We start from the raw sequence: 23,412 nt of genomic DNA on the forward strand, positions 1-23,412 counted from the left end.
AATAGTGTTTCTAACTCGTTTTTTTAAGGGATTTATATTGAGTTTTCTCTTTTGAATTTTGTTAAATCTAGCGCAGTCGTGATTTATTATTAGCCTGAATTAGGTTTCGCCTTCATTCAACCCGACAAGATTAAATAATTCTTTCACAGTAAATTTAAAATACTAATGGTATTATTTTCTGTTAAAGGAAAGACTGTATAGCTAAATCGTAACTTTTTAGTCCAAAACCTAGAATAACTCCTTTAGCATTTCCTGAAATATAGGATTGATGTCTGAAGCTTTCTCGTGAAAACGTGTTAGATATATGTACTTCAATTACGGGCGTTGTGATGGCTTTGATTGCGTCACCAATACCAATAGAAGTATGGGTGTAGGCGCCTGCATTGAGGATGATTCCATTATAGTTGAAGCCGAATTCTTGAATTTTATCAATTAATTCCCCTTCAATATTACTCTGATAGTAGACAAAATCAATTGTTGGGTACTTTATTTGTAAGCCAGTAAAATATTCTTCAAAAGTGAGAGTTCCGTAAACTTCTGGTTCTCTTTTGCCTAGTAGGTTGAGGTTAGGTCCGTTAATGATGCAGATTTTCATATAGTATGTTTTGGTAAAAATAAAAAAACCGTTCCAATTAAAGAACGGTTTGTGGTAAATTTGTTTCGTGGTTTTTAGAAAAGAATTCCAGCCGAAATTTGAAAAGTTGAATTCTTAGTTTGAGCATCTTTACTAGCTTCAGTAAGTCCTACTCCATATCGAGCTTGTAAAAATAGATTTTTAGTTATGTTTAATCCTAATCCTGCTACAGCTGCAAATTCAAAAGTTTGTGACTCTTTGTAGTCAAATTTGTTTCTCTCACTTAACAAGAAAGATGCTTGAGGTCCTGCTTCTAAACTTAGACTCTTGCTTAAATATATTTTAGCAACAACAGGGATCGAGATGTATCCTAATTCGTTTTTAAATTCTTCCGTTGCATTTTTATAGGTAGCACCTTGAGTGGAGTATAAAAGTTCTGGCTGAATGGCTATGTTCTCTAATAATTTAATTTCAGCAACTAGACCTGCATGATAGCTGGTGATGGCGTCTGAATTATTGTAGTTAGTCAAGTTTAGGGTGATTTCTGTTCCATTTTGATTAGCGTAATTAATTCCTCCTTTAACACCTAAGCGTATGGATTGTGCTTGAGAAATTGTTGTTATTCCTAGTAATAAAGAGGCGATTAAAATTGTCTTTTTCATGATTGTATATTTGAAGTTTTATATCTCGCAATTTATAACTCTTTATCCTGAAAATTGTTGTGTTTTATTTTATTTATTTTACATAATACCCACTTATAGGCAGAAATGTCTTAATCTTATTTCGTTATTTTATGTTCCAGAGTTTCTAAAAGAATTCTATACTTATAGATATCTTTTATACGGTTTAATGTGCTCTTGTAAAGTTATATTTTAGTGTTTATGTTCCGTTAATTTAGGATTCTGTTTTGTGAACGTACAGCGTCCTTCTAAGTATTTTAATTGATTTTCTGGAATTTTAAAATAGAGGTCTCTGCAAGTGAAATAGAATTGAATTGAGGAATAAGTCTGGTGAATTGTTAATAAAAGTGTTTAAAAATAATTATTTAACATATTATTGTGTAAATGATAATTTCTGTATCTTTATAATGTATTAATCTTAAAATTATTTAACATGAAAAAAGTTATTTTAACAACAGCAATGGTGTTTGCATTTAGTTTTATGAATGCACAAAGTGGATTTTTTAAGTTGGGTGCTCATGTAGGATTACCTACAGGTGATATTCAAGATTCTAGTTCTTTGAACTTAGGTGCTGATTTGTCTTATATTTGGCATTTTTCAGACAAATTTCATGCAGGTGTAGTTACTGGTTACACGACTTATTTAGGAAAATCTTATGATTTACCAGGAGGTGGAAGTTTTAAACCAGATGCTGTAAGTTTCATTCCAGTTGCTGGTAATGTTCAATTTGGTATAGCTACAGATTGGTATTTAGGGGCTGATGTAGGATATGCTATTGGAGTTAGTGATGGTAATGATGGTGGTTTTTTATACCAACCTAAATTAGGATATCTTGGAGATACTTTTGATGTGTATTTGGGTTACAAAGGAATAGCTGTAGATGGTGGAACTTTTTCTTCAGTAAATGTAGGAGTGAATTTTAAATTATAAAAAAAATAATATGTTCAAGAACCTCTCAATTTGGGAGGTTTTTTTGTTTTAAAATAATGCTATAAATAGGTTAACTATTGGTTTTGAAAGAATAAGTATGTATGTTTATGGAAATTAAATTTCTCAATTATGAATAAAATTATTTTAGCTGTTTTAGTTGTTTTTATTGCTGTTCATGTTCAGGGACAAGAAGCTAAATTTGGCCTAAAAGGTGGCGCTAATGTTTCCTTGTTTGGTAGTAAAGTAGATACCAAAGTTGGTTTTCAAATTGGTCTTTTTTCTAAAATTAAATTAGCAGATAAATGGTATGTACAACCAGAAGCTTTGTATCTGGAACAATCTGTAAAACGAGATAATTTTTCTGTTGGTTCGGTTGTAGTTGATAATGGAACTATTAAATTATCTTTTATTTATGTTCCAGTTGTAGTTAAATATTATTTAGTAAATCAATTGTACTTGGAGTCTGGGCCTCAAGTTGGTTTTTTGATAGATACAAAAGCAACTGTGGATTATCAGGGAAGTACAGTAGAGCCTGATGTGAGTGATGAGTTTAAAAAGGTTGATTTTGGTTTCAATTTTGGAACGGGATATGATTTTAGTGAACAATTTTCTTTGGGTATTCGTTATTATGTTGGAATTACAAAAATGGCAAATTCGGATTATGTAAAAGATTATTATAACCGCAATAGCATTTTGTCGCTATCTGCGGCTTATACGTTTTAATTTTTCTATCCTAAATATGAGTTGGACTACATTTATTAAAAACTATCAATCGTATCTCAAAATTGAACGGGGCTTGTCTAAAAATACCGTCGAGAATTACACTTTTGATATTGAGCGATTGCGTCAATTTTTGGACGCCAATCAAATAGTAGTTTCTCCGCTAAAAATTGCTGAGGAAACCCTCCAGCAATTTATTTATTCGATAGCTACTCAGGTAAATGCCCGTTCACAAGCTAGAATTATTTCTGGACTTAAAAGTTTTTTTAGTTATTTAATCTTTGAGGATTATCGAGTTGATAATCCATTAGAATTAATTGAAAGTCCTAAAATTGGTCGGAAATTACCAGATACTTTGGCGGTAGAAGAAATTGACTCATTGATTAAAGCTATCGATTTGTCCACTAATGAAGGAGAACGCAATCGTGCCATGCTGGAAATGTTGTATGGTTGTGGTTTACGGGTATCGGAACTTGTAACCTTGAAGATTTCTGATTTGTTTTTTGAAGAAGGATTTATTAAGGTTACCGGAAAAGGAAATAAACAACGGTTTGTACCTGTTAGCGCATTGTCTCAAAAGTACATTCAGATTTATAGAGATACTGTTCGTTCTCATGTGACGATAAAAAAAGGCAGTGAGGATACTTTGTTTTTGAATCGAAGAGGAAATCAATTGACAAGGGCAATGATTTTTACGATAATTAAAAACCTAGCTGTTGAAATAGGATTGCATAAAAAAATAAGTCCTCATACTTTTAGGCATTCATTTGCGACTCATTTATTAGAAAATGGTGCTGATCTTCGTTCTATTCAATTAATGCTTGGACATGAGTCTATAACCACTACAGAGGTATATTTACATCTAGATCGAAAATTCTTGGCCGAGGTGATGAATACATACCATCCAAGGAAGTAATTCTCGGTCTCAGTATTCAGTATTCAGTATTCAGTCTCAGTACTCAATCTGAGTGGTCAGTTTCTGGTTAGTGAGTTCGGGTATTACTTGTCATATATATGAAAAAAAAAGTTACGATATGATTTACGTAGTAAATCATATCGTAACTCTAAACTCTAAACTCTAAACTCTAAACTCTAAACTCTAAACTCTAAACTCTAAACTCTAAACTCTAAACTTATTATTTTGCGATATTTACCGCTCTAGTTTCTCTAATTACAGTTACTTTAACTTGACCTGGATAAGTCATTTCAGTTTGAATTTTTTGAGAAATTTCAAATGATAAGGTAGCAGCGTTATCGTCAGATACTTTTTCACTTTCAACAATTACTCGAAGTTCTCTACCCGCTTGAATTGCGTAAGCATTTTTCACACCGTTGAATCCGTAAGCTACTTCTTCAAGGTCTTTCAAACGTTGAATATAAGAATCTAATACTTGTCTTCTTGCTCCTGGTCTAGCACCTGAAATGGCATCACATACTTGAATGATTGGAGACAACAAAGATTTCATTTCGATCTCGTCGTGGTGAGCTCCAATTGCATTACAAACTTCTTCTTTTTCTCCAAATTTCTCAGCCCATTGCATTCCTAATAAAGCGTGAGGTAAATCACTTTCAGCATCTGGCACTTTTCCAATATCGTGAAGTAAACCTGCTCTTTTAGCTAGCTTGACGTTTAAGCCTAATTCGGCAGCCATTATTCCACAAAGCTTAGAAACTTCTCTTGAGTGTTGTAATAAGTTTTGTCCGTAAGAAGAGCGGTATTTCATACGACCAACTACTTTAATTAATTCTGGGTGTAAACCGTGAATTCCTAAATCAATAACGGTACGTTTACCTACTTCAATAATTTCGTCATCAATTTGTTTCGCTGTTTTAGCAACCACTTCTTCAATACGAGCTGGATGAATACGACCGTCAGTTACTAATTTATGTAAAGCCAAACGAGCGATTTCTCTACGTACGGGGTCAAAACAAGAAAGAATAATTGCTTCAGGTGTATCGTCAACAATGATTTCTACTCCTGTAGCAGCTTCTAGAGCTCTAATGTTACGACCTTCACGACCAATGATTCTTCCTTTTACATCATCAGATTCAATGTTGAAAACAGATACGCAGTTTTCTACCGCTTCCTCTGTACCAACTCTTTGGATGGTATTGATAATGATTTTTTTAGCTTCTTGTTGAGCGGTAAGTTTAGCTTCTTCAATCGTGTCTTGTATATGAGACATCGCTTGGGATTTAGCTTCTGTTTTTAATCCTTCAATCAATTGGTTTTTAGCGTCCTCAGTTGATAATCCAGAAATTACTTCCAGTTGCTGTAATTGGCTCTTATGAAGTTTTTCAACCTCCGTTTGTTTTTTCTCTAAAATTTCGACTTTAGAGCTTAACTCAGTTGTTTTACTTTCAAAATCATCGTTGATTTTCTTAGCTTTAGATAGTTCGTTAGAGATTTGAGATTCTTTGTCTCTAGTTCTTTTCTCAACTTCGGCAACTTTTTTGTCTCTAGCTAAAATCACTTGTTCGTGTTCTGATTTTAGTTCGATAAATTTTTCTTTGGCTTGAAGAATTTTATCCTTTTTTATGTTTTCTGCTTCAAGATTAGCGTCTTTTAATATAGACGAAGCCTCTTTTTTTGCGTTTTTAATTAAATTAGAAATATTGCTTTTTTCTATGATTTTTGCGATGCTAAAACCTCCTGCAATACCTATAATCCCTGAGATGACGATTGTTACTATGTCCATGTTTGATTAAAATTTATATATAAAAAAAAGCCTACATTAATTGCTTGAATAAACTCGAATATGACAAGTTTTGAGCTAACTCACTGTTCAAGTTTTCCCAATGAATTGGGACGTAACTCTAGTAGCGATGACTTGCTCATTCTAATTTGTTAGTGTTGAGTTTACCAAATGTGAACTAATGTAGGCAGTATCTTAGTTATGTAAAGAACGTTTATTTATCGAGATAATGGTCTAGTAACGCATTGATTTTATTTAATCTATTCATGGTTTCGTCTCCATTAATAGCATTGTCAATTTGTTTCTGTTCCACTTGTGAGGCAAATTGTAAGGCGCACATAGCCAAAACATCTTGCTTGTCACGAACAGCGTAATTTTCTTCAAACTGCTTAATCATAGTATCAATTTTTTTAGAAGCACTTCTAAGTCCTTCTTCCTGAGATGGATCCACCGTTAACGGATAGACTCTGTCTGCAACTGATATTTTAATTTTAAGCTTTTCGTCCATTTTTATTATTAGTCTGATAGCTGTGCTATACAATAATCAATTTCGCGAATTAATGAATTTATTTTAAGCTTTGTATCTCTCTTATTTTCGTCACTGCCAAGTAATGAGTTGGCTATTTTAAGTGTTTCATATTGCGATTTAAACGCTTCAATCTCAGTGTTTTGAGTTTGTATGATTTTTGCAGATTTTGCTAATTCGATATGTAATTCTTGAGTGTTTTTTTCTAAATTTTGTATTTTTAGAATCAGTTTTCCAACTTTATTTTCAAGAGTATCAATTATTTCTGCAATTACACTCATCCTATTTCCTAATTCATTACTTAATATTACAAATTTAGTATTAGTTTTTATTATTACAATATTTTATTTGTTTTTTTATTATAAAAATGGCAAATTGTTGTAATGTAATTGGTTACGATTTCTGTTTTTTTTGTAAACCAATACGAATTACTTTTTTATCTTAGCAAAAATGTAAAGAATGAAATTTTATAGTTTATTATTGTTGTTTTCAACTGTTCTATTGGCTCAAAATAATTACCCAAAAGATTATTTTGGAGTACCATTAGACATTCCAATGCAGGTTTCTGGTAATTTTGCAGAATTGAGACCCAATCATTTTCACGCTGGTTTTGACCTCAGAACTAACGGAAGAGAAGGTGCTGCGGTTCATGCAGTTGCTGATGGATTTGTTTCAAGAATAAAAATTTCACCTTATGGAAACGGAAGTGCCGTATATATCGATCATCCGAATGGTTTTACCTCTGTTTATTGTCATTTGCAAAAAACGGAAGGGCCAATAGCTGACTTTATTCATAAGGCTCAATACAACCAAAAATCATTTGAAGTTGAAATGTTTCCAAAAGCAAATGAATTGGTAGTTAAGAAAGGAGAGATTATCGCTTTAACGGGAAATACAGGCTCTTCAGAAGGACCACATTTGCATTTCGAATTCCGTGATACTAAAACAGAGAAGATTATTAATCCGCTTCATTTTGGGTATGACAAATTTTTAAATGATACTAGAAAACCAACCGTTGCGGCCTTATATGTCTATCCTGTAGATGATAAAACTAGCGTTAATCAGTCTAAAAGACCTATTATGCTCAATCTAAGCTTGCAAAAAGACGGAACTTACCTTGCTAGTAAAGTGTCAGCCAATGGGAAAATTGGTTTTGGAATTACTGCGGATGATTATGATGCAGTTTCTAAAAGTAAGAACGGTATTTATAAAATACAATCTTATTTGAATGGGAAACCTAGTTTTGGTTTTCAAATGGATACTTATTCTTTTGATGAAATGAGATATATCAACGCGTTAATTGATTATCCAAAATATAGAAAAACAGGTCAACGCGTTCAAAAATTATTTATGAGTACTCCCTATCCATTAAGTATCATTAAAACAGATAATACTAATGGAGTAGTTACGGTCAGGCCTAATTTGACTTCTGTTTATCGCATTGACGTAGCCGATTTTCACGGGAATACAACGACGATCAATGTGCCTATTAGTTTTGATACGATGAGTACTGTTATTGATAAAGAACCTGTAGTCTCAAACTATTTTGTTAAAGTGAACCGCGAAAATATTTTTACTAAGAATAATTGGTCAGTATTTTTTCCAGCGGGTACTTTTTACGATAATTTTGATATGAATTTTGATGTTCGTGGGGATAGTTTGTATTTACATGATGAAATGACCCCCGTTCATTCTAGTTTTACAATTACGGTAGAAGATTCTAAATATCCCGAAGGCCAAAGTGATAAAGTGTTTATTGCCGATATCGATTCTAGAGGTAGAACTGGTTATAATGGTACTTCTCGAAAAGGGAATGTGTTTACAGCCAAAGTAAAATCATTAGGAAAGTATACTTTAGCTACTGACACTACGAAACCATCAATTTCTATTGGGAATTCTATAGAAGGAAAATGGTTAAGTTCTCAAAAATCATTACAATTGTCTATCAGCGATAGTGGTTCAGGAATTAAATCCTATAACGGTTATTTGAATGGAGTTTGGGCGTTGTTTGAATATGATTATAAGACGAGAAAAATTATTCATGATTTCAGTGACGGCATTGTTGCTGAAGGTGCTAATGATTTGAAAGTTATTGTTACAGATAACGTAGGGAATTCAACTACCTTTGAAACACGTTTTTATAGAAGTCAAAAATAAAATATAGACAGTTTGAATATCACGAAAATAATTTTTGTTTTTATCACTTTCGGAATTGGTTTGGCTACTTATGCACAATCAGCTTTGTTGAAAGGTGTAGTTCTTGATAAAAATAGCCTGCCAGTCGCGAGTGTAAATATTTCTTGTGCCAACAATAGAACCTATTCTAATATGGAAGGTGTTTATTCCATTAAGGTACCAGCCAATCAAAAAGTAGTTGTTGTATTTACTCATATTTCACTAAAAAGAACGACGGTTTTATTGATATTGAAGGAGGGAGAGAACTACGAGTTTAACGTGGTTATGGATGACCAGCAGGAACAAATGGGGGAGGTTATTGTAACGACAACAAATAGAAAGCAGGTTCAAGGAATCACCACAATTGAGCCAGAACTCATTAGGAAAATGGCAGGTGCCAATGCAGGTATTGAAAATATATTAAAGACCTTACCTGGTGTGAATTCTAATAATGAATTAAGTACTCAATATGCCGTTCGAGGCGGAAATTACGATGAAAATTTAGTGTATGTAAACGAAATAGAAGTGTATCGTCCTTTTTTGATTCGTTCAGGACAACAAGAAGGATTAAGTTTTACCAATACAGATTTAGTGCAAAATGTTGAATTTTCAGCAGGTGGTTTTCAGGCTAAGTTTGGAGATAAGTTATCGTCAGTTTTGGATATTACCTATAGAACACCTACCAAACTAAGTGTTGCTTTTGAAGCTAGCTTCCTGGGTGGAAGTATTTCTCTTGATGCCATTTCTAAAAATAAAAAATGGACTGCAGTAACGGGCCTACGTTATAGAAATAATAGTTTGTTGGTAAACAGTCAAGATACGGAAACAAATTATAAACCTTCTTTTGTTGATGTACAAACTAATGTGAATTTTAATGCGTCAGATAAATGGAATTTTAATTTTTTAGGGAATATTTCGCAAAATAATTATAATTATCAGCCTTTGTCTCGTCAGACAAAATTTGGGACCATAGACAAGCCTATGGCACTTACGGTTTATTATGAAGGACAAGAAAAGGATAAATACGAAACCTATTTTGGCGCCCTTAAAACAACTTATAAGGCTAATGAGAATTTTACTATAAAATATATAGGTTCTATTTTTCATACTACGGAGCAAGAACATTTTGATATTTTGGCGCAATATCGCTTGGGAGAAGTAGATACAGCCATCGGTTCAGATACTTACGGTAATGTGAGTTTTACAAGAGGAATTGGTTCTCAATTGAATCACGCTCGAAATGATTTGGATGCTTTGATTATTAATACAGAAATCAAAGGATTCCATGATTGGAAAAAGAATATTGTTGAATGGGGAGCTAAATTCACTCGCGAATCAATTAGAGACCGAATGATTGAATGGGAAGTAATTGATTCCGCAGGTTTTTCGATTAATCCACCGGATAAGTTTTTACCTAAAAACGAACAGCCTTATGTTTCTTATACGGGGCCTTTGGTGCCATTTAGATCTGTTCGAGCCGTTAATTTTAATACCATCAACCGTTTTTCAGGTTATTTGCAATGGAGCAGAAAAGATAGAATAGGTAGTACAGATGTTTGGTATAATGCTGGAATGCGTATGCACAACTGGGCAGTCTTAGGTACGAATGCTAATGGAGACTCTCAAACGGTTTTTAGTCCAAGAGCGCAGTTTGCTATTAAACCGAATTGGGATAGAGACATGGTTTTTAGAGTTTCGGGAGGAGTTTATCATCAACCACCATTTTATCGAGAATTAAGAGAGGCAAGCGGAGCCGTACAACCCGATGTTAAAGCTCAAAAATCCGTTCATTTAGTACTGAGTAATGATTATAGTTTTAAGATGTGGGAGCGTCCATTTAAACTGGTTTCAGAATTGTATTATAAGTCTTTGACTGATGTAAACACCTATACGGTCGATAATGTCCGAATTCGCTATGCAGCTACTAATGATGCGATTGCTTATGCACAAGGATTGGATGTACGGTTGAATGGGGAATTCGTACCAGGAACAGAATCTTGGGTGAGTTTTGGTTATTTGAAAACTGAAGAAAATAGCGCAGATAAAGGCTATATCGCTAGACCCACAGATCAAAGATTGAAATTTGCATTGTTATTTCAAGATTATATGCCTAATATTCCATCGGTTAAATTGTATCTGAATTTGGTTTATAATACAGGATTACCAGGAGGTTCACCTGCTTATGCAGACCCTTATTTGTACCAAAATAGATTGAATGATTATAGAAGAGCTGATGTTGGTTTTTTTAAGGTGTTTATTGATCAAACAATGGCCAAGCCACAAAGTAAGTTGTTTATGAATTTTAAAGAATTAGCATTAGGTTTTGAGATTTTTAATCTTTTTAACAATCAAAATGCTATTACCAATACATGGGTGCGTGATGTATATACCAAATCAGAGTACGGAATTCCAAATTACATGACGACTCGGGTTTTTAATATTAAGCTGACAGCGAAGTTATAAGACTTTTTTCTTTTTTAGATTATAAAAAAAGGTAAAGAGAAATAGATTTCCATTTTTTAAATTGTTTACATTTGATTTTATTTTAATATTTAAAATGTTATGAAAAATATAAAGATAGCATTGTTGCTTGTTTTTGTTTTGATTTTGGCAAGTTGTAAAGAAGAGGTCGAAAAGCCAAAAGTAATTTACGATAACTCTAATAAGGATAAGCCGTTTACAAAAATGGATTCCACTCAAGTTGCCATTGCTGACTTACCTATTCAGATGGAAGGGACGGATTATTTAATTCATCCCGTGGCAGATTTACGTGTGTATGAAAGAGGAACTAAGTCGAGATATGGTTCTTCTAGTGTGATTGATTTGAGTTTTACAATTTCTAATTATGGCGAAAATGAGATCACGGGTTATTTACAAAATCTTAAATTTCAAAAAATAAATTCAGATTCAATTAGAGCTTTAAGTGATAAACCGGTTTTGATTCAAACAGCTACCTATTTAAGTGGAATTGCGGAAAGAACCAAAAATAAAATCATGGTGTACACGCTATTTGACTTGGATTCAAACAGGGACGGAAAATTAGATTCTAGTGATATTAAAAGTTTGTATTTAAGTGAAATAAGCGGTAAGAAATTCACTAAAATATCAGTTAATTTCCAAGAGTTAATCGATTGGAATTTAATCGAATCTCAAAATCGTTTGTATTTTAGAACGGTTGAGGACACCAATAAGAATGGACAATTTGATAAAAATGATGTAGTACATTATAATTATATTGACTTGTCACGTAACGATTGGGAAGTGAAAAGCTACGATCCTATCTAAATCAATATATCACTTTCTAAATCTGATTTTTCAATCGTGAAATCAAATCCTAATTCCTTTACCAGTTGAATTACAAGGTTTTTGTACCAGTTCTCAGATTTAGGGTGAATGTAGATTTTTTCAATCAACTGGTTGATATCTACATTGATTTTTAAACCGTCATTTAGTTTTAGATTGTTTTCTGTTACATCTGTTAGGATGCGAACTTCTCTTTCGTATTGAAAACTTTTTCTCTTGAACAAAAACGGGAAAAACATATCGTCAAAAGGGATATATTCTTTTTTGTAGTCAATGTAGTTAACCTCTCCAATATGTTGCGTGAAGTTTTTTTCAGGAATCAAACTTTCTTGCAATCTGCCAATTGTGGACTGTATCGCCAGTCCTTCACTATTTTGAGTGAAAATTTGCCACATAGCAAATGATTCGTATTCGTTAATATGCCAACTACTTATAGCTACTTTTTCACGATGTGTTTTATAGTATTTTAGGAAATCTGGATTATCAATCGATAATCTTTTTATCTCTTCAAACGTAGGTTCACTAAATGTACCTTCGTACTGATCTTCAAATTTATCAGACCGCGACATGAATAATTTTTTAGAAAGTAATAATTCTAAGAATTTAGATAAGTCCAAGTATTTCCATACAATGGTATCATTGTCAGAAGGTAGTTTTATGCTGGGGTTGTGGATGTACATTTTTTTTAGCTAAACGGTTTTGAAAAGTTTGATGCTATCATAAGCTTTTCGCACCTAGTTACGAATTGTAAATAAAACTTAGTGTCTTTGTCTTTCGTGGCAAATCCTATTCTACAATCAAATGTAGTCAACTTGGTTACGATTCGAAAGATTGCATGGTTACTAATTTGTTATATGTTCCACCAAGGGTAATAAGCTCTTCATGGCTTCCTTGTTCTACGATCTTGCCTTTTTGCATCACTATAATCACATCTGCTTTTTGAATAGTAGAAAGTCGATGTGCAATCACAATCGAAGTCCTGTTTTGCATCATATTTTCAAGAGCCACTTGAACAAATTTTTCGCTCTCAGTGTCCAAAGCCGAAGTTGCTTCGTCCAATATCATAATAGGAGGGTTTTTCAAGACCGCACGAGCAATAGAAAGACGTTGTTTCTGTCCACCAGAAAGTTTGTTTCCGCTGTCTCCAACATTGGTGTGAATTCCTAATGGTAATTCATTAACAAACTCAAAAGCGTTTGCAATTTTCAAAGCTTCGATAATTTCGTCATTCGTAGCGTCCAGTTTCCCCAAAGCAATATTGGCCTTGATAGTATCGTTAAATAAAATGCTATCCTGAGTTACCAATCCCATCATAGAACGCAAGGACTGAATGTTCATGTCTTTGATATTGGTGCCATCAATTTGGATTGTCCCTTCGTTTACATCGTAAAAACGAGTCAATAAATTAGCAATCGTACTTTTTCCACTTCCAGATTGTCCTACTAGAGCAACGGTTTGTCCTTTTTTGATTTCTAATGAAAAGTCTTTTAAAACGGTCTCCTCTTCGTATTTGAAATTGATGTTTTTAATGCTAATATTCGAATCAAAAGATGTTTTTATAACTGCATTTTCTTTGGAGGTAATCGCGTTTTCTTGATCCAGAATTTCTAATACACGCTCTGCGGCCGCATTTCCTTTTTTCACACTATAAGATGCTTTAGAAATAGATTTTGCAGGAGTTAGGATGTTATAAGCTAGTCCCATATAGGCAATGAAAGAAGCGCCATTTAATGTTTTTTCAATCAAAACCATTTGTCCTCCGTACCACAATAAGATTGTTATAACCATAATACCCATAAATTCACTGGCAGGAGAAGCGAGGTTTTGTCTGTTTCCAATACTATTGGATAAAGTAAAAAAACGTTGCGTAGATTCTTGAAATATTCGATTAAAATAATTCTCAGCGTTATAGCCTTTTACCACTTTAAGCCCGCCCAAAGTTTCTTCGATACTAGAAAGAAAAATACCTTGTTCTTCTTGTGCTTTGGTGGATTTCTTCTTTAATTGCTTCCCAATTAGCGAAATTACATAACCAGAAACAGGTATGAAAATAAAAACAAATAAGGTTAACTGAACACTTATAGAAAGCATTGCAATAATGGTAAATACAATCGTCAAAGGTTCTTTTACAATCAATTCAAGGATAGATAGGAAAGAAGTTTGTACCTCATTTACATCGGCAGAAATACGAGCTATGACATCTCCTTTTCTCTTTTCGGAGAAAAACGCCAAGGGCAATTCAAGCGTTTTTTTGTACATCGCATTACGCATGTCTCTCAAAATTCCGTTTCGTAAAAAAGTAATGAAAAACATCGCTAAATAATCGGCTAGGTTCTTCAATAAAAATATCGAAATGATTACCGCAACCATTATTGATAAAGTGTGGCCTACGCCATAAGTTTCAGTAGTATTGGTAATAAAATAACTCAAATAATCTTCGGCATAGGTTTTAAATTCCCAAATTCCTGTGTAAGTAGGGGCGATGGTGTTTTTTTTGGTTTGGTCAAACAAAACCTGCATCATCGGAATCAATGACATAAAAGAAAGGGTGCTGAAAAGCGCATACAAAACATTAAAAAAGATGTTCAAGTAAGCGTATTTTTTATAAGGAATTATAAAAGAGAATATTTTTTTAAAATTGTCCATTCAGGTAGAGGTGTTGTTTAATGGCTTACAACCAAAATTTAATATGTAGCGGTCATATTAAGACCCGACTGCAAATTTAATAAATTGACAGTCGGGTCTAGGGGTTTTAGTAAAAACTTATTAAATGCTAGTTCAACTGCATTCCAGTAATAATACTTTTTATTTTTTCGTTCAAAATTGCTTCTGTTTCAGTGTATTTTTCAACAGATTCCAATTCTGTATTCACACTGATGTAGAATTTAATTTTTGGCTCTGTTCCAGAAGGTCTAGCGCAAATTTTAGAACCGTCTTCTGTATAATAAATTAAAACATCTGCTTTTGGCATTGTAAGCGCTTCCACTTCACCAGTCAATAAGTTTTTGGCAGTAGATGCTTTGTAATCTTCAACCATTACTACACGTTGACCACTAATTTCTTTAATTGGGTTTTCGCGTAAATTCACCATCATTTGGTTGATTTCAGCTAGTCCGTCTAATCCTTTTTTCGTTAACGAAATCAAATGCTCTTTGTAGAAACCAAAGTCAACATAATGTTGCAATAATTCTTTGTAAGCAGAACTTCCTTTTGCTTTAGCTTGAGCCGCAACTTCGCAAATCAACAAAGTAGCAGCAACTGCATCCTTATCACGTACGGCATCACCAACCATGTAACCAAAACTTTCTTCCCCACCACCAATAAATTTAGATTCTGGAAAATCTTTCACCATTTTGGCAATCCATTTAAAGCCTGTCAAACCACTTTTGTATTCTACACCATAAGCTGTAGCCAATTCCATCACCATCGGAGTCGATACAATCGTAGAAGCAACAAATTGTTTTCCATCCAATTTACCTGCTTTTTTCCATTTTTCCAATAAGAAAGCAGTCATCAAAATCATCGATTGATTTCCGTTCAACAACGTCATTTTACCTTCATTGTTACGAACAGCAACACCCAAACGGTCACAGTCAGGATCAGTACCAATTACGATATCTGCATTGATTTTGTCAGCCAATTCAGTAGCCATTTTCAAAGCTTCTGGCTCTTCAGGATTTGGAGATACTACCGTTGGGAAATCACCATTTGGTACTGCTTGCTCTTCAACAATATTCACATTTTTGTACCCAGCTTGCGCCAAAGTTTGTGGCGTAACCGTAATCGAAGTTCCGTGCAAAGAAGTGAAAACAATTTTCAAATCATCTTTGGCAGCAGCAGGAGTGTTAAAACTAGCATTTTCGACAGTAGAGTCAATAAACGCTTGGTCAACATCCTTATCTATATAATGAATCAAGCTTTCGTTTGCGTCAAACTTGATTTGGTTGTAATTTAAATTCTCAATTACATTGATAATCGCACCATCTTCTGGAGGAACAATTTGTCCACCATCTTGCCAATATACTTTGTAACCATTGTATTCTGGAGGGTTATGTGAAGCCGTCAATACAATTCCGCATTGGCAACCCAAATGTTTTACTGCAAATGACAATTCAGGAGTAGGACGTAAGGAAGAGAATAAATACACTTCAACACCATTTGCTGAAAATACATCAGCCACCACTTTTGCCAACGTATCGCTATTATGACGACAGTCATAAGCAATCACGGCTTTCAAAGGTTGGTTAGGAAATGCAATATGCAAATAATCTGCTAGACCTTGTGTGCTTTTCCCAAGGGTATATTTATTGATACGGTTATCGCCAGCGCCCATGATTCCACGCATTCCACCCGTTCCAAATTCCAAGCTTTTGTAAAAACTCTCTTCTAGTTCTTTTGGAGAATTGGCGATTAAGGCTTTTACTTCTTCTTGTGTTTTTACGTCAAAAACTGGATTCAACCATTGGTTGGCAGCATCCAAAATGTTTTGTTTGATTTCCATTTGTAGTATGTTTTTTGTTGTTAGTTTCTTTTTTTAGGAGCTTAATCCTGCTATCCGCTTTATCTTTTTCTGGCAAAAAAAGTCAGAAAAAGGATGCCGCTGCTATCAGGGCTAGGACATTCGTTATAAATTAACCATTGTCGACACTTTATAACGTTCTTCATTGTTTTTAGTTCTCAAAATAATTTCACCTAAGAAACCAGCCAAGAACAATTGTGTACCCAATACCATTGTGGTTAAGGCAATATAAAACCAAGGATTGTTGGTAACCAAGCTATATCTCATATCATTATACATATGATATAGTTTTGAAACTCCAATAAAACCTGCAGATAAAAAACCAATTAGGAACATGATAGAACCTATAGCTCCAAATAAATGCATTGGTCGTTTGCCAAATTTAGATAAAAACCAAATGGTAATCAAGTCCAAAAAGCCATTTACGAAGCGTTCCATACCAAATTTTGTTTCTCCGTATTTTCGGGCTTGGTGAATCACGACTTTTTCACCTATTTTTCCAAAACCAGCATTCTTAGCTAGAACAGGGATATATCGGTGCATTTCGCCTGAAACTTCTACGTTTTTGACTACAATGTTTTTATACGCTTTCAATCCACAGTTAAAATCATTCAATTGCACTCCAGACGTTTTTCGAGCCGCCCAATTGAATAATTTCGATGGAATGTTTTTGGCTACCACAGAGTCGTAACGCTTCTTTTTCCATCCCGAAACCAAATCAAAATTTTGCTTTGTAATCATTTCGTATAAACCTGGAATTTCATCTGGACTGTCTTGCAAGTCGGCGTCCATCGTGATAATTACATCTCCTTTAGCCTGTGCAAAACCAGCATGTAAAGCTTGAGATTTACCATAGTTTCTGATAAATCGAATCCCTTTAATATTTGGGTTTACTTGTGAAAAACCTTCAATAATATCCCAAGAACTATCAGTGCTACCATCGTCCAGGAAAATAACTTCGTACGTATATTGGTTGGCATGCATCACCTTGATGATCCAGTGGTATAGCTCTTTCAATGATTCTTCCTCATTCAAAAGAGGGATTAGGATAGATAAATTCATTAGTTATCTTGTGAAGTTGTTTTTGATTTAAAAAAAGCAGCCATTATTAATCCTAATATTGCACAAAAGAATAAATTGACTACAGCTCCTTTAAGTTGCTCTGGTATCGAAAAAGGATCTGTTTTTTTAAGGTTGTCAATCATTTCATTTAATGATATTTCAGGAACACCAAATTTTCCAGACGTACTTTTGATATAGTTTATTGTTAATTCCAACAAAGAATCTTTGATGGAAGGATCAATGATGTTGAACAAAATCATTTTAAAGCCTACCGAAATTAATAAGGCGACTAAAGCACAAATAAAATAAGTAGTAAAAGCATCTTTGAAAATAAGTATTCCGTTTAAGTCTGTTTTTGTTTTAATTAGTAAAATAGCCGGTACGATTATAAAAATAGAAAAACTTAATAGTGTAGTCCACCAAGCAATGAATAATTCTAGATTGACAGCGTACATGATTGCAGTAATTAAGGATAAAATGGCTCCTGTAATAATACCATAGTTAACACCGTTTCTTTTGATGATTTCATTAATCATTTGAGTCTTTTTTTTATTAGTTTGCAAATATAGCAATTCCCCATTTATGAAGGAGTAAAAATCCATTTTTACGATTTAATAAAAAATTCCCCATCAATAATTTGTTTATTGAAAAATAATTGTACTTTTGCAAACTCAAATTAATACAATAAAATAAAAAGTTATAAGGCGTTTATACCTTTTCTGTAAAAAAGAGAAGCCGCAAAGCAAATTATAACCAAAACAAATAAAAGATTTACAAGATGAAAAAAGGTGTACACCCAGAGAATTACAGATTAGTTGCTTTTAAAGACATGTCAAACGAAGACGTTTTTATCACAAAATCAACTGCAGATACTAAAGAAACAATCATTCACGAAGGTGTTGAATATCCAGTAGTAAAATTGGAGATTTCTAGAAGCTCTCACCCTTTTTACACAGGTAAAAACAAACTTATCGATACTGCTGGACGTATTGATAAATTTAAAACTAAATACGCTAAACATATTAAATAATTTTAATTTGTTTTCAATATATAAGAAGCCTCGCAATTGCGAGGCTTTTTTATTGGTGTAAAATTATTGTTATGATAAAATGCAGAATGTTTTCCTTCGAATTATTTAGCCATTAAGATTCATTAGGTATTAAAGTGCTTGATTTCTTAATGGTTTGAGTGAAAAAAACTTTAAAGTTTTAAAAGCCTTTACCTTGGTAGATAATCCAGCCAAAAACTTTGTAACTTTGGGACTTTGTAACTATGAAACATATAAAATGAACTATATACTTTTTGACGGTCCGTCTCGTAATGCATTGTTGCCATTTACTTTTACACGTCCAGTGGCTGATATCTTAATCGGAATTGTAACTATTCGCCAAAAATGGGAAATGTATTTGGGTTCTACCACTACTACATTGACTGAAGAATATTTGTCGGACAAATATCCGATGGTAGAATTGGAAGAAAATGTAATGATTAATGCTTCTTTTTTACCTAATGAAGAATTGGTAGAATTAATTAGAGATTTGGCTGTAAACCAAGCCATCTTTAAAGGAGAAGAAGTTGTTGCTTTTTATTCGGGTGAGAATCAAGAAGAAATTGATTTTGATGATTATGAAATTATTGAGTTCGAATATGATGTATTAACGGTAAACCATCCATGGGATATTTTTTCGAAAAACGGAGAAGCCATTCGTGCCGACTTTGATTTCTTAACCGAAGACCGCCAATCGCAACTAATCCCAAAGAGTGTAAATGTAATTGCACCCAAAAATATTTTTATCGAAGAAGGTGCAAAGTTAGAATTTGTAACACTAAACGCTTCGACTGGTCCTATTTATATCGGTAAAGATGCCGAAATCATGGAGGGTTCTGTGATCCGTGGCCCTTTTGCCTTGTGCGAAGGTGCAACGGTAAAACTAGCGTCCAAAATATACGGACCAACTACAGTTGGAAGTAATTCTAAAGTAGGAGGAGAAGTAAATAATTCGGTGATTTTTCAAAATGCAAACAAAGGACACGATGGTTTCTTAGGAAACTCTGTTCTTGGAGAATGGTGTAATATTGGAGCGGATAGTAATAATTCGAACCTGAAAAACAACTACGAAGAGGTGAAATTATGGAATTATGAAACCGAAGGTTTTACCAAAACAGGTTTACAGTTTTGTGGTTTGATGATGGGCGACCACAGCAAATGCGGAATCAATACGATGTTCAACACAGGAACTGTCGTTGGAGTAAGTGCAAACGTATTTGGAACGGGCTTCCCTCGTAATTTTGTTCCTAGTTTTTCTTGGGGTGGAGCTTCAGGATTTAGTACTTATATCACCAAAAAAGCATTCCAAACCGCAAAACTGGTTATGGAACGCAGAGGGGTAGAATTTGATGAGCAAGAAGCAGCTATTCTAGAACACGTTTTTGAAGAAACTAAAAAGTGGAGAAAGGAATAGTTTTTCCAACTTGTAAATAAATTAAAGCCACAGATTAAAAGAATTTTACTTTTAGTTTGTGGCTTTTTTGTTGTTGCTTTAGGGAGTAAAGATGTTTTTCAATGAATTTTGGAATTATTTTATTTTTAACAGTGTAGTTGATTATAGTATTTAAATAATCTTTTATGATAATTACTTTAAAATATTGTTTGAAAAATCAATGTTTTGTTGTTTTTTTGATGACAAATTAATAAAAGCAATATGGAAGAAATAGTAGGTTGGTTAAATGATATTATCTGGAGTAATGCCTTAATTGTTTTGTGTTTGGGGACAGGACTTTATTTTTCTGTTCGTACTCGGTTTTTGCAAGTACGTCATATTAAGGAAATGATTCGATTGTTATTTGATGGAAAAAGTACTGAGTCTGGAGTATCTTCTTTTCAAGCTTTGGCGATGTCCTTGGCAGGTAGAGTAGGAACTGGAAATATTGCGGGAGTGGCTACCGCCATTGCTTTTGGTGGGCCTGGAGCATTATTCTGGATGTGGATGGTAGCTTTTTTGGGAGCTAGTACTGCATTTATCGAAGCGACTTTAGCACAAATATATAAAGAGAAACATTTGGGTGAATTTCGTGGAGGACCTGCTTTTTATATCGAAAGAGGACTGGGCGTAAAATGGTTTGCTGTTCTTTTTGCTGTAGTTTCAGTGGTTTCAGCAGGTTTGTTTTTACCTGGAGTTCAAGCAAATTCGGTGTCAGAGGGTATTAAGAATTCCTTTCAACTAGATTCTTGGATGACTGGTTTGGCTGTTGTTGCTTTGTTTGCTACCATAGTTTTTGGTGGTGTGAAACGTATTGCCAAGTTTACCGAATACGTAGTGCCATTTATGGCTATTGGCTATATACTTCTGGCGTTAATTATCATCATTGTAGATATTCATCAAGTGCCTGAATTGATTTCTTTGATTTTTAAAAGTGCTTTTAATATGGAAGCTGGTTTTGGAGCTGTTTTTGGTATGGCGATTCAGTGGGGAGTAAAACGAGGAATTTATTCTAACGAAGCAGGGCAGGGTACAGCACCTCATATTGCTGCCGCTGCTGCGATTTCGCATCCAACAAAACAAGGGTTGGTACAAGCTTTTTCAGTTTATATCGATACTTTGTTTGTGTGTACTGCGACTGGATTTATGTTGTTGATTACAGGGATGTACAATGTTCAAAATCCTAATTTTGGCAGTTCGGGAGCTTCGGAATTTTTGTATGAAGGTTTGCCAAATGTTGCCGTAGGTCCCGCTTTTACACAAAGTGCTATGGATACCGTTTTCCCTGGTTTTGGTGGGTATTTTGTGGCAATAGCGCTGTTCTTTTTTGCTTTCACTACCATTATTGCGTATTACTATATAGCCGAAACCAATGTGTCTTATTTAACTAGAAAATTTGAATCTCCTGTTTATTATTATATTCTAAAAGTGGTTATGATGGGCGTGATTTTTTATGGTTCTGTGAGTCAGGCTTCTTTGGCGTGGGGAATTGGTGACATTGGCGTTGGATTAATGGCTTGGTTTAATATTATCGCAATTATCTTACTGCAAAAACCAGCTTTGGATGCCTTAAGAGATTATGAAAAACAACAAAAAGAAGGCAAAGACCCTGTTTTTGACCCTGATGATATTGGAGTCTCAAATGCACATATTTGGCATACGATAAATAAAAAATAGCAACTATTTAATTGGTGATAATTGGTGAAATTTGTGGTTTAACTTTTATTACGCAATTTGAAGTATAACAAAGTTCAAAGCTTCTAGTAATCAGAATTTTTCTGATTATTAGAAGCTTTTGATTTTGTTGGATTTCGAAGATTAAATCCGCTATCTTTGCCGCTTCAAAAAATGATACAACTCTTTATAATTATAGCATGATTACAATTAACGATATTTCGGTACAATTTGGAGGAACAACGCTTTTTAGCGATGTTTCTTTTGCCATAAATGAAAATGATAAGATTGCCCTTATGGGTAAAAATGGTGCTGGAAAATCGACACTATTGAAAATTATTGCGGGTCAAAGCAAACCTTCTACGGGTAATGTTTCTGCTCCAAAAGAGGCTGTAGTAGCTTATTTGCCGCAACATTTATTGACTACCGATGGTGCTACTGTAATGGAAGAAACCTCTAAAGCTTTTGGTGAAATTTTGGGTATGAAAGCCGAAATTGACGAAATCAATGAGCAATTGACGATTCGTACTGATTATGAGAGTGACGCGTATATGAAATTGATCGAAAGAGTTTCGGACTTAAGCGAGAAATATTATGCCATCGAAGAAGTAAATTACGAAGCAGAAGTAGAGAAAATCTTAACCGGTTTAGGTTTCGAAAGAGAAGATTTTAAACGTCAAACTTCTGAGTTTTCTGGAGGATGGAGAATGCGTATCGAATTAGCCAAAATCCTATTGCAAAAACCAGATTTGATTTTGCTAGATGAGCCAACCAACCACATGGATATCGAAAGTATCCAATGGCTTGAAGAATTTTTGATTAATGAGGCGAAAGCAGTTGTAGTGATTTCCCACGATAGAGCCTTTGTTGATAATATTACCAACCGTACCATTGAAGTTACTATGGGGCGTATTTATGATTATAAAGCTAAATATTCTCATTATTTAGAATTGCGTAAAGACCGTCGTATTCACCAACAAAAAGCGTACGACGAGCAACAAAGAATGATTGCTGATAACAGAACTTTTATTGACCGTTTCAAGGGAACTTTCTCAAAAACAGATGCCGTGCAATCTCGTGTGAAAATGCTAGAAAAATTGGTAATTGTACAGGTTGATGAGGTAGATAATTCTGCTTTGAAATTGAAATTCCCACCGGCGGCACGTTCTGGACAATATCCAGTAATTATAAAAGAATTGGATAAAGCGTATGGAGACCATGTTGTTTTCAAAGATGCGAATATTGTAATCGAAAGAGGAGAGAAAGTAGCTTTTGTAGGGAAAAATGGAGAAGGAAAATCGACTATGATTAAAGCAATTATGAAAGAATTGCAAATCGATGGTGGAACTTTAGAAATTGGTCACAATGCTCAAATTGGGTATTTTGCTCAAAATCAAGCTTCTTTATTGAATGAAAACGCGACAATTTTTGAAACTATAGATGATATCGCTGTTGGAGATGTTCGAACTCAAATCAAGAATATTCTAGGTGCTTTTATGTTCCAAGGGGATGATATTACCAAAAAAGTAAAAGTGCTTTCAGGTGGAGAGAAAACGCGTTTGGCAATGATTAAATTGTTGCTGGAACCTGTAAATTTATTGATTCTAGATGAGCCTTCGAATCACTTAGACATGAAGACCAAAGACATTATCAAAGACGCACTACGTGATTTTGATGGAACGCTAATTTTAGTTTCGCACGACAGGGATTTCTTGGACGGACTGGCTACAAAAGTATTCGAATTCAAAAACAAAAGAGTAATCGAACATTTTGAAGATATTACCGGTTTCTTGGCCAACAAGAAAATGGAAAGTATGAGCGAAATCGAAAAATAATTCTTTAGAAGATAGAATTGTAGCGCCAAATTAAAAGTGTTTACTTTTAACTTTCTAAAAAATAATAGACACGAATTGCACGAATTGTCACGAATTTCAATGTCTAAAAAAAATTACACCAACTTTATCAAGCTTTTTTAGCTTCGTGCAATTATTAGTTTAACTAAGTTTTGTGTAAATTCGTGCAATTCGTGTCAAAAAACATTTTACAATAAAATTTGTACAATAATTTTTTTA

20 protein-coding genes are annotated in these 23,412 nt (G+C 33.9%); 10 read left to right on the forward strand and 10 right to left on the reverse strand.

All coding sequences use genetic code 11. From position 1 onward, the window contains the following. Positions 1-181 precede the first annotated feature (181 nt). Together ABZP37_RS08195 and ABZP37_RS08200 are read right to left on the reverse strand one after the other, a co-directional pair. The gene (locus tag ABZP37_RS08195; protein ID WP_366187180.1) at positions 182-595 is read right to left on the reverse strand and encodes a type II 3-dehydroquinate dehydratase; all 414 of its coding nucleotides are present in this window, start codon (positions 593-595) and stop codon (positions 182-184) included. A gap of 74 nt (positions 596-669) precedes the next feature. Next, positions 670-1,236, reverse strand: a complete 567-nt coding sequence (locus ABZP37_RS08200; RefSeq protein ID WP_366187182.1) for a porin family protein — start codon at positions 1,234-1,236, stop codon at positions 670-672. 451 nt (positions 1,237-1,687) lie between these two features. On the opposite strand from ABZP37_RS08200, the gene ABZP37_RS08205 reads away from it, so the two are divergent. The 3 genes from ABZP37_RS08205 (at position 1,688) to xerD (ending at position 3,821) form a co-directional block, all read left to right on the forward strand. Continuing rightward, complete coding sequence (locus tag ABZP37_RS08205; protein WP_366187184.1) at positions 1,688-2,185, forward strand: hypothetical protein; 498 nt, start codon at positions 1,688-1,690, stop codon at positions 2,183-2,185. Positions 2,186-2,314: 129 nt separating this feature from the next. After that, on the forward strand, positions 2,315-2,908 hold the full coding sequence (locus tag ABZP37_RS08210; RefSeq protein WP_366187185.1) for a porin family protein: 594 nt from the start codon (positions 2,315-2,317) through the stop codon (positions 2,906-2,908). A gap of 16 nt (positions 2,909-2,924) precedes the next feature. Further along, on the forward strand, positions 2,925-3,821 hold the full coding sequence (gene xerD, locus ABZP37_RS08215) for a site-specific tyrosine recombinase XerD (RefSeq protein WP_366187187.1): 897 nt from the start codon (positions 2,925-2,927) through the stop codon (positions 3,819-3,821). 220 nt (positions 3,822-4,041) lie between these two features. Here xerD and rny read toward each other — a convergent pair whose 3' ends face one another. The 3 genes from rny to ABZP37_RS08230 form a co-directional block, all read right to left on the reverse strand. After that, complete coding sequence (gene rny, locus ABZP37_RS08220; RefSeq protein WP_366187188.1) at positions 4,042-5,604, reverse strand: ribonuclease Y; 1,563 nt, start codon at positions 5,602-5,604, stop codon at positions 4,042-4,044. A 211-nt stretch (positions 5,605-5,815) separates the two neighbouring features. Further along, entirely contained in the window at positions 5,816-6,109 is a 294-nt protein-coding gene (locus tag ABZP37_RS08225; protein ID WP_366187190.1) for a cell division protein ZapA, read from the reverse strand. Positions 6,110-6,117: 8 nt separating this feature from the next. Then, positions 6,118-6,408, reverse strand: coding sequence for a hypothetical protein (locus ABZP37_RS08230; RefSeq protein WP_366187191.1), 291 nt, complete (start codon positions 6,406-6,408; stop codon positions 6,118-6,120). Positions 6,409-6,586: 178 nt separating this feature from the next. Between ABZP37_RS08230 and ABZP37_RS08235 the strand changes: the two genes are divergently transcribed. The 3 genes from ABZP37_RS08235 (at position 6,587) to ABZP37_RS08245 (ending at position 11,587) form a co-directional block, all read left to right on the forward strand. Further along, entirely contained in the window at positions 6,587-8,284 is a 1,698-nt protein-coding gene (locus tag ABZP37_RS08235; RefSeq protein ID WP_366187193.1) for a M23 family metallopeptidase, read from the forward strand. Between the two features lie 12 nt (positions 8,285-8,296). Then, complete coding sequence (locus tag ABZP37_RS08240; RefSeq protein ID WP_366187195.1) at positions 8,297-10,765, forward strand: carboxypeptidase-like regulatory domain-containing protein; 2,469 nt, start codon at positions 8,297-8,299, stop codon at positions 10,763-10,765. Between the two features lie 99 nt (positions 10,766-10,864). Further along, positions 10,865-11,587 carry a hypothetical protein gene (locus ABZP37_RS08245; RefSeq protein WP_366187196.1) on the forward strand — a complete coding sequence of 241 codons (723 nt, stop codon included), beginning with the start codon at positions 10,865-10,867 and terminating at the stop codon, positions 11,585-11,587. Here ABZP37_RS08245 and ABZP37_RS08250 read toward each other — a convergent pair. The 5 genes from ABZP37_RS08250 to ABZP37_RS08270 all read right to left on the reverse strand — a co-directional run bounded on the left by ABZP37_RS08250 (position 11,584) and on the right by ABZP37_RS08270 (position 17,722). Next, complete coding sequence (locus ABZP37_RS08250) at positions 11,584-12,285, reverse strand: hypothetical protein (protein WP_366187198.1); 702 nt, start codon at positions 12,283-12,285, stop codon at positions 11,584-11,586. The genes ABZP37_RS08245 and ABZP37_RS08250 overlap by 4 nt on opposite strands. A 136-nt stretch (positions 12,286-12,421) precedes the next feature. Further along, entirely contained in the window at positions 12,422-14,251 is a 1,830-nt protein-coding gene (locus ABZP37_RS08255) for an ABC transporter ATP-binding protein (protein WP_366187200.1), read from the reverse strand. 127 nt (positions 14,252-14,378) lie between these two features. Beyond that, entirely contained in the window at positions 14,379-16,106 is a 1,728-nt protein-coding gene (locus ABZP37_RS08260) for a phospho-sugar mutase (protein ID WP_366187202.1), read from the reverse strand. 123 nt (positions 16,107-16,229) lie between these two features. Next, on the reverse strand, positions 16,230-17,186 hold the full coding sequence (locus tag ABZP37_RS08265) for a glycosyltransferase family 2 protein (protein ID WP_366187203.1): 957 nt from the start codon (positions 17,184-17,186) through the stop codon (positions 16,230-16,232). Beyond that, positions 17,186-17,722: a DUF4199 domain-containing protein gene (locus ABZP37_RS08270; protein ID WP_366187204.1), complete on the reverse strand. Its 537-nt coding sequence runs from the start codon at positions 17,720-17,722 to the stop codon at positions 17,186-17,188. Before ABZP37_RS08270 ends, ABZP37_RS08265 begins: the two co-directional genes overlap by 1 nt. A 242-nt stretch (positions 17,723-17,964) precedes the next feature. Here ABZP37_RS08270 and ABZP37_RS08275 point away from each other — a divergent pair, with 242 nt between their 5' ends. The 4 genes from ABZP37_RS08275 to ABZP37_RS08290 all read left to right on the forward strand — a co-directional run bounded on the left by ABZP37_RS08275 (position 17,965) and on the right by ABZP37_RS08290 (position 23,175). Further along, positions 17,965-18,216 carry a type B 50S ribosomal protein L31 gene (locus ABZP37_RS08275; protein ID WP_366187206.1) on the forward strand — a complete coding sequence of 84 codons (252 nt, stop codon included), beginning with the start codon at positions 17,965-17,967 and terminating at the stop codon, positions 18,214-18,216. Positions 18,217-18,472: 256 nt separating this feature from the next. Continuing rightward, a complete protein-coding gene (locus ABZP37_RS08280; protein ID WP_366187207.1) occupies positions 18,473-19,648 on the forward strand; it encodes a GlmU family protein in 1,176 nt (391 codons plus the stop codon). A gap of 240 nt (positions 19,649-19,888) precedes the next feature. Further along, complete coding sequence (locus tag ABZP37_RS08285; protein ID WP_366187209.1) at positions 19,889-21,343, forward strand: alanine/glycine:cation symporter family protein; 1,455 nt, start codon at positions 19,889-19,891, stop codon at positions 21,341-21,343. A gap of 197 nt (positions 21,344-21,540) precedes the next feature. Further along, positions 21,541-23,175 (forward strand): ABC-F family ATP-binding cassette domain-containing protein, encoded by a 1,635-nt coding sequence (locus ABZP37_RS08290; protein ID WP_366187211.1) that lies wholly within the window; start codon positions 21,541-21,543, stop codon positions 23,173-23,175. Positions 23,176-23,412 lie beyond the last annotated feature (237 nt).

Origin of the sequence: Flavobacterium ovatum (assembly GCF_040703125.1) — a bacterium.
GTDB lineage: Bacteria > Bacteroidota > Bacteroidia > Flavobacteriales > Flavobacteriaceae > Flavobacterium > Flavobacterium ovatum.

Bases quoted from the DNA above. Each gene is read 5' to 3' on its own strand.
- ABZP37_RS08230 (WP_366187191.1), bottom strand. From the start codon at position 6,408: ATGAGTGTAATTGCAGAAATAATTGATACTCTTGAAAATAAAGTTGGA.
- ABZP37_RS08195 (WP_366187180.1), bottom strand. From the start codon at position 595: ATGAAAATCTGCATCATTAACGGACCTAACCTCAACCTACTAGGCAAA.
- ABZP37_RS08290 (WP_366187211.1), top strand. From the start codon at position 21,541: ATGATTACAATTAACGATATTTCGGTACAATTTGGAGGAACAACGCTT.
- ABZP37_RS08255 (WP_366187200.1), bottom strand. From the start codon at position 14,251: ATGGACAATTTTAAAAAAATATTCTCTTTTATAATTCCTTATAAAAAA.
- ABZP37_RS08265 (WP_366187203.1), bottom strand. From the start codon at position 17,186: ATGAATTTATCTATCCTAATCCCTCTTTTGAATGAGGAAGAATCATTG.
- rny (WP_366187188.1), bottom strand. From the start codon at position 5,604: ATGGACATAGTAACAATCGTCATCTCAGGGATTATAGGTATTGCAGGA.
- ABZP37_RS08200 (WP_366187182.1), bottom strand. From the start codon at position 1,236: ATGAAAAAGACAATTTTAATCGCCTCTTTATTACTAGGAATAACAACA.
- ABZP37_RS08285 (WP_366187209.1), top strand. From the start codon at position 19,889: ATGGAAGAAATAGTAGGTTGGTTAAATGATATTATCTGGAGTAATGCC.
- ABZP37_RS08260 (WP_366187202.1), bottom strand. From the start codon at position 16,106: ATGGAAATCAAACAAAACATTTTGGATGCTGCCAACCAATGGTTGAAT.
- ABZP37_RS08245 (WP_366187196.1), top strand. From the start codon at position 10,865: ATGAAAAATATAAAGATAGCATTGTTGCTTGTTTTTGTTTTGATTTTG.
- ABZP37_RS08225 (WP_366187190.1), bottom strand. From the start codon at position 6,109: ATGGACGAAAAGCTTAAAATTAAAATATCAGTTGCAGACAGAGTCTAT.
- xerD (WP_366187187.1), top strand. From the start codon at position 2,925: ATGAGTTGGACTACATTTATTAAAAACTATCAATCGTATCTCAAAATT.
- ABZP37_RS08280 (WP_366187207.1), top strand. From the start codon at position 18,473: ATGAACTATATACTTTTTGACGGTCCGTCTCGTAATGCATTGTTGCCA.
- ABZP37_RS08250 (WP_366187198.1), bottom strand. From the start codon at position 12,285: ATGTACATCCACAACCCCAGCATAAAACTACCTTCTGACAATGATACC.
- ABZP37_RS08270 (WP_366187204.1), bottom strand. From the start codon at position 17,722: ATGATTAATGAAATCATCAAAAGAAACGGTGTTAACTATGGTATTATT.
- ABZP37_RS08275 (WP_366187206.1), top strand. From the start codon at position 17,965: ATGAAAAAAGGTGTACACCCAGAGAATTACAGATTAGTTGCTTTTAAA.
- ABZP37_RS08205 (WP_366187184.1), top strand. From the start codon at position 1,688: ATGAAAAAAGTTATTTTAACAACAGCAATGGTGTTTGCATTTAGTTTT.
- ABZP37_RS08235 (WP_366187193.1), top strand. From the start codon at position 6,587: ATGAAATTTTATAGTTTATTATTGTTGTTTTCAACTGTTCTATTGGCT.
- ABZP37_RS08210 (WP_366187185.1), top strand. From the start codon at position 2,315: ATGAATAAAATTATTTTAGCTGTTTTAGTTGTTTTTATTGCTGTTCAT.